General features: G+C 59.1%; 7 protein-coding genes and 1 pseudogene. 5 read left to right on the top strand and 3 right to left on the bottom strand.

Going from position 1 to position 10,268, the window contains the following annotated elements; translation table 11 throughout:
- The first annotated feature begins 291 nt into the window (after positions 1-291).
- From AB7F49_RS34895 to AB7F49_RS34885, 3 genes are all read left to right on the top strand, one after another.
- On the top strand, positions 292-720 hold the full coding sequence (locus AB7F49_RS34895; protein ID WP_428531048.1) for an acyltransferase: 429 nt from the start codon (positions 292-294) through the stop codon (positions 718-720).
- A gap of 284 nt (positions 721-1,004) precedes the next feature.
- The gene (locus AB7F49_RS34890) at positions 1,005-2,513 is read left to right on the top strand and encodes an oligosaccharide flippase family protein (protein ID WP_428531045.1); all 1,509 of its coding nucleotides are present in this window, start codon (positions 1,005-1,007) and stop codon (positions 2,511-2,513) included.
- A gap of 75 nt (positions 2,514-2,588) precedes the next feature.
- Positions 2,589-3,695 (top strand): glycosyltransferase family 4 protein, encoded by a 1,107-nt coding sequence (locus tag AB7F49_RS34885; RefSeq protein ID WP_428531042.1) that lies wholly within the window; start codon positions 2,589-2,591, stop codon positions 3,693-3,695.
- A gap of 24 nt (positions 3,696-3,719) precedes the next feature.
- Here the strand turns inward: AB7F49_RS34885 and AB7F49_RS34880 are convergent, their stop codons facing one another.
- Positions 3,720-5,846, bottom strand: coding sequence for a glycoside hydrolase family 9 protein (locus tag AB7F49_RS34880; RefSeq protein WP_428531039.1), 2,127 nt, complete (start codon positions 5,844-5,846; stop codon positions 3,720-3,722).
- The gene (locus AB7F49_RS34875) at positions 5,846-6,973 is read right to left on the bottom strand and encodes an acyltransferase family protein (RefSeq protein WP_428531036.1); all 1,128 of its coding nucleotides are present in this window, start codon (positions 6,971-6,973) and stop codon (positions 5,846-5,848) included. The genes AB7F49_RS34880 and AB7F49_RS34875 overlap by 1 nt, the downstream gene beginning before the upstream one ends.
- 339 nt (positions 6,974-7,312) lie before the next feature.
- Here AB7F49_RS34875 and AB7F49_RS34870 point away from each other — a divergent pair, with 339 nt between their 5' ends.
- Positions 7,313-8,503 carry a polysaccharide biosynthesis/export family protein gene (locus AB7F49_RS34870; protein WP_428531033.1) on the top strand — a complete coding sequence of 397 codons (1,191 nt, stop codon included), beginning with the start codon at positions 7,313-7,315 and terminating at the stop codon, positions 8,501-8,503.
- 417 nt (positions 8,504-8,920) lie between these two features.
- Positions 8,921-9,886 carry a glycosyltransferase family 2 protein gene (locus AB7F49_RS34865; RefSeq protein WP_428531030.1) on the top strand — a complete coding sequence of 322 codons (966 nt, stop codon included), beginning with the start codon at positions 8,921-8,923 and terminating at the stop codon, positions 9,884-9,886.
- Positions 9,887-9,962: 76 nt separating this feature from the next.
- On the opposite strand, the pseudogene AB7F49_RS34860 reads toward AB7F49_RS34865, so the two are convergent.
- A pseudogene (locus AB7F49_RS34860) lies at positions 9,963-10,268 on the bottom strand (hypothetical protein); the annotation flags it as partial.

Here is a 10,268-nt window from a genome sequence, read left to right as displayed (position 1 = left end):
GATCATTATGCCAAGCGTCTATCGGCGATCGTGAAGAAGACGCGCGAACGGGCATAAGCTTGATCATGGGGCGGTGTCTCATCGTGCACATGGGCGGGTGCTGGCGCGCAAGGAGAAAGAACAGCCGTGTCTCCAGATATCGAGCAGCGTCAATCGCTTCTTTCGGCCGTCGCCGAGCGAGCCTCCCATCCCCAGCGGCTTTTGAGCGATGTATCAGCAGTGATCCGGGCGCGATGGCACCTGCGGAAAGCAACCGAAGTGGGGCCGCGCGTCCGCCTGTGGGGGCGGCCCATGATCACCAATTACGGCACCATGGTTGTAGGTGAGCGCACCCGCCTGATCTCAACGGCGGCAACGCTCGAGTTGTATGTCGAGCAGGGTGCCGCCTTGAACATCGGCGCCGGTTCGCTGGTCAACTACGGTTGCTCGATTGCAGCCACCAGCCTTATTCGCATCGGCTCCCGCTGCAACATCGGTACGCACGTGATCATCATGGATAATGATTATCACGAACTCGCGCCTGAGCGTCGACACATCAGACCAGCTTCCGCACCCATCATACTGGAGGACGACGTCTGGATCTGCGCACGCAGCATCATTCTGCGCGGGGTGACGATCGGCTGGGGCAGCGTGATCGGTGCCGGGAGCGTTGTCACCCGAGACATCCCTCCCCGCTCGCTGGCCGCCGGTCAGCCAGCGCGCGTTATCCGTTCGATTTGAATTCCTTTGATGCAAGTGGCCACGGCTGCTGAATTGACGACGGGTTGATGGCCGCGTCGAAACGTCCGGATGCTCCTTTCGACGATTTGATTCGTGTCGTATCGAGCCTACAGTCCTGGCGATCTCGCGAGCCCTTGGCCGAACTCGGCCTTGTCGCTGCAATCGGCGCCCGGCACGGCTAAGCCCTCGCCGGCCGAGCGCGCGCATCAGACTCGGGTCGATGGGTTTTTGCGGTTACCGGACCGTGAACGGGCGATAAGTTGGGCGAGCGGAGATCATTTCTTATGAAGGCTGCTTGGCACGCGGCATCGCATCAATCCCAGCGCACGCAACGGATCGCTCGCAATGTCGTTTTCCTGAGCGGCGCGCAGGTGTTGTCCACGATCCTCGGGATTGCCCTCGCCTCGGCTCTCGGTCGCACCCTGGGGCCGGCTGATTTCGGCGTCTACTATATCATCGTCACGATCATGAGCTTCGCCAGCGTCATCGTCGACTGGGGACAGTCGAATCTGGTCGTCCGAGAAATCGCCACCGGGCGTGACGACGAGGCCCATTTCCTGGGCAGCGCCGCCCTGATCCGGACGGCTGGCGTTTTTCTCACGGCCGTGGCTTCGCTAGCGCTGACATTGACGGCCGGCTACCCGGCTCTCATCGTCTGGCTGACGCCCCTTGCACTCCTCTTCACCCTACCGGCGGTGCACGCACAACTGATGCTCCACTTTTTTCGTGGTCGAGATCGGATGGACCTGGATGCGGTCTCGGGGTTGATCATGAAATCGGTGGCCGTCTGCGCGACCGTTCTGGCACTCTACAAAGGCGGAGGTGTTGCAGCAGCCGTGCTTATGCCCGCGCTCGGCGGCCTCGCCGGACTCGCATTTGCACTAGCGATGGCCCGACGCCTCGATCTGACGATTGCGGTACCGGTGGCCGGAACGGTGCGCGAGACGATCTCCGCTGGCTCGGCCCTCGTCGTCATGTCCCTCTCGATTACGCTGCAGCCGTTCCTCGACGTCATGCTGGTGTCCATCTTGACCAATTCGACGGTCGTCGGCTGGCTCGGCGCTGCGCGCACCATTCTTGGCCTTTTCCTTACTCCAGCCGCGATCCTTGCAACGGCATCGTTCCCGGACATGTGCCGCGTCGCTCACTCGCCGATGGATCTGAGCAATCTCCTGTCCGCGTCATCCCGGCTGCTGCTCGCGGTCGCCGCACTGGGCTTCTGTGGCGTCTACAGCTTTGCTGATGTCGCCGTTACAATCATTTACAGCAAGAGCCATTTCGATCCCGCTGCTACACTTTTGACAGTCTTTGCGCCATTCTTTCCCTTGTTTTTCTTCAATTTTCTCATTGGAAATGCGGCACTGGCATTGGGCAAGAATATCGAGATCGCGGTCGCCAAGTTCGCGGTCGTCGCATTATCCACAGCAATGGGATGGTTTCTCGTCACATATTTCCAATCCTCAATCGGTAATGGTGCCATGGGGATCACGGTCTCATTCTGCGCTGTGGAGATATTGATGACGCTGGTCTACATCGCCATCCTGCCCCGAGGCGTGCTGGGTCTTCCGATCTGGGGGCATCTCCTGCGCGCATACGTTGCCGCGGCAGCAGTTCTCGTCCCGGCAGCCTATATTGTTCCGATAGTTGCGATATGGATCTCGGTTCCCTTCGTCGTCATTGCATTCTTGATCGCAGCTCTGACCCTGGGACTGGTCAAGGTCGAGGATTTCCGCGCGCTCGCAGAGTTGATCAGCTCCGGTCGCGCGCAATCCACGGCCAGGGTCGATCTATGACACTGCGGCAGGCTCCGACCGTCGAGAAACAAATGGCTGCAGTCCGCCTGCGGAAACGTTGTTCCTGGTGACAGCATGACGATGCATCAAATCGGCTTTGTCCTCGAGCAAGCCCTGGGCCACCTCACTCATTCGAAGAACCTTCAATCGCATGCGCAGCTGGATCCGGAAATCCACGCTCATTGGGCCCTCGTGGAGTTCGAGGCCGAGGGCTTGTCGCAAAGGATACCCATCTACAACAGCAATTGGTCGGTTCGCGCAGGCCTCCGTGCCCACAGGCTATTGTCCAACATCGCCCGGGCGACGACGCTCGATGCCCTGTTCTTCCATACCCAGGTTCCCGCGGTGCTTGCTCAGCATTGGCTGCGGCGGATTCCGAGCATCGTGTCCCTCGATGCAACGCCGATGCAGTACGATCAACTTGGCGAATTCTACCAGCATCGGACGGGTGCCCCGTCGATCGAGTCGATCAAATGGCGGCTCAATCGAGATTGCTATCGCGCCGCCAAACGGCTTGTCGTCTGGGCCGAGTGGACCAAACACAGCCTGGTTACGGACTACGGCATCGACAAGGGAAAGATCATCGTCGTTCCTCCGGGTGTCACTGTCCGCGAATGGCTTCGTCCGAAGCCGCGATCTCCTCTGGACGGAGCAATCAAGATCCTCTTTGTCGGAGGCGATCTAGAACGCAAAGGCGGGCGTTTGCTGATCGAGGCTTTCCGGGCGCTGCGTCGCCCTCAACTCGAATTGCACCTCGTGACCAAGACGGTTGTGCCAAACGAACCGGGGATATTCGTACATAGTAATATGGCGCCGAATAGCAGGGAGCTGATTGAGCTGTATCATCAGTGCGATATTTTTGCGCTGCCGACGTTCGGCGATTGTCTTCCGATGGTCCTCTCCGAGGCCGGAGCGGCGGGCCTCGCAACGGTGTCGACCAATCTGGCCGGCATTCCGGAGATCGTGCAGGATAGGCGTACCGGCCTGCTGGTGCCTCCGGGCGATCCTGCCGCTCTCACGGAAACTCTGCGGACGCTGCTCGACAACCCGGAGCTGCGCATCGAACTCGGAGCGCGGGCGGTCCAACACGTATCGAACAGTTACGACGCGGAAAAGAATGCCATCCGGTTATTCGATCTTTTGAAATCTGTTTCTTCGAAACAAAATCGGACCGAACACTAACGCAAGCCGCCAGTTTCCGGAATGTCAGCGAACAAAGGCCGCCAGCAGGCGGATATAGTATGATTGATAGGCGATCGACGGCTCCGAAACTTCCCAGGAGTTGGCGGGCCAGCCTTCGTTGAACTGGAGATAGGACTTGGCGGGCGGTTGCCCCAGGGGTGGGCTGTATATTTGTCCGCAGACCGCTGCAACCCTTGCACCAAGGCACCCGATGTAGGGGTTCCCGGCGCAACACGAATCGAGCTTGAAGGTTTCGTTGGGTCCCCCCACTAGGTAGCCTGGTGGGGGGCCGGGCCTTCCACGAGCCACCTTTCCCCACCTGGTGTCTTTGGCGAACCATTGATGAAACATCGTGTTGGCAGACTGCGACGCCCCCTCGCCCGCCATGTTCGTCAGGTACACGAGACCCAGAGGATTAGCGCCGTGGATGTAGTGCAGATAGTTCAACGCCGCACTCTTGGCGGCCCGACGCAGGTCGTCATCCTGGGCAAATTTCGCGGCGAGTTGAAACTCCCGGGCCTGCATCGCCTTGGCCTTGTTGCTGCCCCACGTATAGTTCGCAATCGGTGCCCGGTAGGGATCGGAGCGGCGGACCGTCGTCGAAAACGCGCGTGCCATCCCGTCCAATCTGTTCAGGACCGGCACGCGGGCAGCCTGCCGGACAGCCTGCGGCAGCGCCTCGATAGTGGAAAACTTCAAGGCGGCATCCTGGCTGTCGACCTGCCACATCGACAATTTGTCAGTGCCCGTCAGTTCTGAATAATGCGCCTCGGCGTATTGTTTTAAGGCCGTATCTCCAGTGATCTCATACAAGTTGACCGCAGCTTCGATCTTGGCCAGCGCTTGATCCGATTTCCCGAACTCTTGCTGGCCGTGGGCCAGTCCGGCGGAGCCGGGTTGGCGAGCTTCGTCATTATTCCAGTACTGAACCGAGGGGTTCTCAACTGCCCACGTCCATGCGGCCCGAGCACGCTGCGCCATGTCGTCTGCGTATTTCGTGAAATCGTCGCGCCCGAGCCCGCGGTATAGCTTGGCGGCATATGCAAAGGCGGCCGCGGCCATGAGCGATGCCGACGTTGTCGGTGGTCCAAAGTAGCTTGGCCCGCTTGCTGCCGATGGAGGCGAGCCGGATGCAAGAGCCTGAACGCATAGCACCGACCCATCCGGGTTCTGCATCCGGGCCATCCAGTCCAGGCTCCATTTGACCTCGTCCAGAATATCGGGGATGCCGTTCTTCGATTCAGGTATGCCTGCTTCGTCGTCGAACGCGGCGGGGTTTTCTTCGTAGGCCTGAAGCAGGACCAGGATCGCTCGCGCCGCCCAGTTCGTATATTTGTTGTAGTCGCCGGCATCAAACCAGCCTCCGCGGAGATCCCGCGGCGCCAATTGAGCCGGCTTGAACGATGCCTTCGCGCCCGGCCAAGGTTTCGCGAACGGGTCCTGACCGGGGCCCATATGGCTCGCGCCATCAGCCCACGGTGCTCCCGCATACGACGGCGCCTTCCTGGCCCCAGCCCGCTGATAGAAAAACATCTTCAGCGCGCGCTTGATAACATTATCGTATATATTATCTCCGATACTGAATTCCGGCGATCGAATGCCATTCTCGGCGTCCACGACGACGTAGCGTCCCGGGCGCGTCACGGTCGAAAACTCGAACCACCAGGCGCGGTCGCCCGAAGCCTGATCCGTTCTCCCGTCATTCCATGGCAGAGCGGCGCCCGCCTTCACGACCTCGCCCGTCGCAACGTCGACCAACGCGAGTTCTCTGCTGGGGGTGAAGTGCGTGAAGGCGTCGTAACCGACCTGCGGGTCGCGGGCGATGGCTATTTTGATTGCGGACGGCGCATAGCCAAACTGGTCGACGACGATGGCGGGGATCGGCCCATTCGGCCCGATTGCCAATCCAAACTTGAGGCTTAGAGGCGATTCTACCTGGACGGCAGCGCCCTGCGAGCCCGACCGGGCTGCCTCCTTGGCGCAAGCGCCTGTCCATCCGTCGGTGGATGCTGCAAATCCCACGATTGCCAGCCAGATGACAACGATCTTCTCGCACAGCCGGCGGATCGATGATCGACGCAGCAGCTCAACCTGGTCACGTTGCCCTATTCGGACCGCCGCCTCCTGGTCGCCCGGCACTCCCGGAAGCATCACTGTTTAGGCACTCCCAACACGTAGGTTTGATCGGATTGGCGCCCAATCGTCTTCGCCAGCAGCCAGCTTTGCGCCGGCCGCTCGAAATAGCGCCATACCACATACGTCAGGGGTAGGAAGAGCGCGATGAAGAGAATTCCGGCCCACGGCGTGTAGGCGGCTATTTTAGTGCCGAACAGGACTTGGGGTATGCCTGAGAAGCCGATGACCAGCGGCGTTTGCAGAAGATAGACGGAATAAGACGTGCCCCCGAGCAGCCAGGCGACGGTGTTGCCCCACGAGCGGTAACGCGTGCCGACGGCGACAACCAACAGCGCCGGCAGAGCAACAGCAACGATGGCGAAGTCGTAGAGCCCCTTGGCGCCTGCCAAGAGAGAAGCTGGAGCGCTCAGCGTCGCAAGAACGACAAGCAACGACAATCCCAGCACCCAGGGCGAGAACGTGCCCGGTGCGCGAGGTCCTCCCCGCAACGCTCTATACAAAAGAACGCCCAGGAAGAAGGAGAACGCGACTCGCGGAAAACCGAAAACGAAGTTCGTCGTCCCCCAGCCGATATCCAGCGTGTTGTGCATTAGCCCGGTCAGTGCCAGGGCAATGCCACTCATGACGATCAACCCGATCAACACGCCTCTGCTCAACAGCGGCACCAACCATGCGTAGAGAAAATTGACGGCCAACTCGAAGAAAATCGACCACGCCGCACCATTCAGTGGAAATAAAATTTGATTTGGACTCGTCGGACTCGGGAGCGAGAAACCATTGAACAGTACCGTTATTGCCAATCCCGGGCCATCGATAGTCCCGAGCTCCCGATGCCATCTCGGAAATTGAAAGATGAGCGCCAAAAGAGTCGAGAACGCTACAAGCGGCCATATGCGAGCCATGCGTATCGCAAAGAACCTGGCAAAGCCAAGTCCGGCCTGCAGCCTCTCCTCGTAGCTGTTGGCAATTACGAAGCCGCTCAACAGAAAAAAGAAATCAACGCATAAATAACCACTCGAAAGCAATGCGCCTCCGTCAGAAAACAAAAACCAAATATGGTAAAATAATATGACTAGAGCCGCCAGCCCCCGGCATAAATCCAAAGAACGTATGTGTTCAGTACTGCTTTGCACGCCCCACACGATCTATCGATGATTTAGTTTCAGAATATCGCGACCGTTGACGCGGTGCAAGACGATTGCGCCCCCTTAACCGGCGCCGACGCCCATAGCGGAAGACAGTGCCATCCGCGTGGCTACGTCCGCCGAGCCTACGACGGCCCGGGCGATGCCCTCGGATCGGTGGGTCACCGATGCACGGCAAGGGACCCGCCATGCCGGCCCAGAGAGGTTCTGCGCTAGTGTTGCAGTCGAGCCACGGTCGCATCCGGAGAATCACCATATAGGAAAGCTGTCGCGTTGTGAGCAGTACGTAAGCGTATCTACCTCGGGAGATCCGACTTGCGAAACACTTCCGCGCTCGTGGCATGGCCGCTGGTTCTCTTGACACTGTCGGGCTGCACCAATCTGCCGGTTGGCGGACCCTCTCATCATGCCATCGAAGATCATGCGGTATCGACCCTGAGCCTGAGCCCACGGCATGTGCGTCAACGCTACGTTCTCGTCGACATTACGAGCGACATTATCGATCAAATTCCGGAGATCGGGCCGGGATCGTTCTTCTCCAGCTTCGGAAATCGCAATCGCGGCAGCTCCGTCATGAATCTCGGGCCTGGCGATAGCGTCCAGGTCACAATTTTCGAGTCGTCGGCCGGCGGACTGTTTGCTCCAGGTGAGAGCAGCCTGAGGCCCGGCAACTTCGTGACGCTGCCTTTGCAGACCGTGAGCCAAAGCGGAACGATTGCCGTTCCCTATGCCGGCAGCGTCCGAGTTGCAGGACAAACGAGCGAGCAGGCCGCAAAGCTGATCCAGAGCAAACTCTCCAATCGCGCCATCGAGCCGCAGGTCATCCTGACCGTTGGGGAGCAGGTCGCATCGTCGGTCACACTCGTTGGCCAGACTTCGAGTAAAGTACCTCTGCGCGGGAACGAGCGCGTCTTGGATCTGATCGCGCGTGGTGGTGGAGCACGCGTGCCAGATCATGAGCTATTCGTCACGCTGGTTCGCAATGGGCACAGTTCCACCGTCTATTTTCCGACGCTCGTCCGTTATCCGCGAGAAAACATTTTCGTCGCTCCCGGCGATATTCTCTACTTGTATAGAGAGCAGCAAAAATTCCTCGCCTTTGGCGCCTTCGGCGTCAGCGGGCAGACGCAGGGTGTCACAGGCTACTTCACATTCGATGACCAGACGATCACGCTGGTCGAGGCGCTCGCCAAAGCCGGCGGTTTGGCGGACACGAGGGCCAATGCCGAAGTGTTCGTTTATCGTACGGAACCGCGAGAGGCGCTGGAGCGCATGGGCGTAGACGTGCATAATTTCTGGGATGAAAGCGTACCGACGATCTACAGACTGAATGCGCGAGATCCGTCGGTGTTCTTTCTCGCACGGCGCTTCAAGATGCGCCACAAAGACGCGCTCTATATCGCCAACTCGGACAGCGTCGAACTCGAGAAGTTCCTCTTCCATACCCAAGCGATCAGTTCGACGATCTCAGGGGTCGCTGGAGATATCGTCTCGACGCGAGATTCGATCCGAGCTCTCAGTCGCTAGGTTGGGATCCAATCGGATTTTCTCCTAGCCCGATCGGCTCAACACGGCTGATCGGGCTAGAGACATTGGCAGCCGGACAAAATCGACAGACCGTCGCGGAGTTGCGATCCTCGTGCGATGAATGTCTACGGTTTCGACCAGGCACGGGATCGGCGGCGCGGACGGGCCGGACGACCAAAGCCGTGGATGAGTGCCGAACCCATCAACCTCCCGCAGATCAATTCATCTGCGCCCGTCGACAGCTCAAGCCATGTGCAGGTAGATTGTGGCTCGCGTTCAAGCGCCCCATGCCGCACCCGCCGCTGCAACCACAATCTTGGTCGATGCATGTTGACGTCAACGAATGGCCGGCTGCTCTCGATCTGTCGCGGGTGCACTGGCGAAAGCCAACTGGCGCAACTGACAGCGTGTTGAGCTATGCCCCGCCCGGACATTAGTATCGTCATTCCGACATTCAACCGACTGGATCGCCTGAAGCGCGTTCTCGGCGCGGTCAGTCGGCAGGACTTTGCTGCTCGTTCTTACGAGGTCATCGTCGTCTCCGACGGATCGAGTGACGGCACGAATGAGTACTTGGCTTCTCAGTCGGATCTGGCGCAACTGAAGCCGATGTATCAACCGAACCGGGGGCCGGCTGCCGCACGCAACAGCGGCATTACGGCAGCGCAGGGTGCGTTGATCGTCTTCATCGACGATGACGTTATTCCGATACCTACACTTTTGACAGAGCACGTCCAATCCCATCGCAACTCACCGCGCGATATTGCGGTCATCGGTCCCTTGCTGACTCCTGCTGAATTCAAGCTTTCCCCATGGGTCAACTGGGAGCAGGAGATGCTTGTGAAGCAGTATTCCGCCATGCAACGCGGCGATTGGAATGCAACACCGAGGCAGTTCTATACGGGCAACGCATCGATCCGGCGCGACGTCCTCCTTGCTGCGGGAGGCTTCGACGAGACTTTTCGGCGCGCAGAGGATGTGGAATTGGCTTACCGGCTTGCCGAGCGCGGTGTCGAGTTCGTGTTCAATGCGTCTGCGATCGGATGGCATTACGCCGAGCGGAGCTTCCGATCCTGGTCGGACGCCGCCTATGCCTACGGGCGAAATGATGCCGTCTTCGCCCGAGATCGCAATCAAGCGTGGCTTCTTTCGGTGATCCGGCAAGAGTTTTCGGCGCGGAGACTGCCGCTACGGCAGCTCATAAAATCTTGTCTGAACCGCCCGTTCGTATCCGCCGGGGCCCAGGCCGGTATGAGAGGCCTTGCAGGAATTGCAGGTCTGCTTGGGCTTTCGCCAATCGAAGTCGCTGCTTACAGCGGCATTTTCGGAATACGGTATTATCAGGGTTTTGTCGACGAGATCGGGGAAGTCGATTTTCTATAGCCCGACCGCTTCATCCCGCCGCCGAATGAACCTGAAAGCAGATCGCGCCCTTTTGGGATGCCGGCGGCTCTTGACCTCAGGCAAACGGCCGCACCAAGGAATGGGGGTAGCGATGGTGGCGGATTCGGGCCTGCAGCACGAAAGAGGGTTTGGGAAACGCGGCTTCGGAATGACACGCCGTCGCGGCGACAAGTACCAAGAAGACGATCCAAAGCGGATCAAACGGTACAAACCAGATTGTCTCGAGAAGGTTCATCAGCATTATGTAAATCAGGATCGAGAGGGTGAACAGTGCACGTTTCGGATCGCTCCTGCGAACGCGCTCGAGCCCGTATAGAGCAGCCACCAAGGCTGCCAAGAATATGAATAGCCCAAAATAGAT

Origin of the sequence: Pseudorhodoplanes sp., assembly GCF_050250235.1 — a bacterium.
GTDB lineage: Bacteria > Pseudomonadota > Alphaproteobacteria > Rhizobiales > Xanthobacteraceae > Pseudorhodoplanes.
This window is presented reverse-complemented; position numbering and strand designations above follow the sequence as displayed.

What these genes read in the sequence shown, in the direction of transcription:
- AB7F49_RS34895 (WP_428531048.1), top strand. Translation starts at nt 292, where the DNA reads ATGATCACCAATTACGGCACCATGGTTGTAGGTGAGCGCACCCGCCTG.
- AB7F49_RS34890 (WP_428531045.1), top strand. Translation starts at nt 1,005, where the DNA reads ATGAAGGCTGCTTGGCACGCGGCATCGCATCAATCCCAGCGCACGCAA.
- AB7F49_RS34885 (WP_428531042.1), top strand. Translation starts at nt 2,589, where the DNA reads ATGACGATGCATCAAATCGGCTTTGTCCTCGAGCAAGCCCTGGGCCAC.
- AB7F49_RS34880 (WP_428531039.1), bottom strand. Translation starts at nt 5,846, where the DNA reads ATGCTTCCGGGAGTGCCGGGCGACCAGGAGGCGGCGGTCCGAATAGGG.
- AB7F49_RS34865 (WP_428531030.1), top strand. Translation starts at nt 8,921, where the DNA reads ATGCCCCGCCCGGACATTAGTATCGTCATTCCGACATTCAACCGACTG.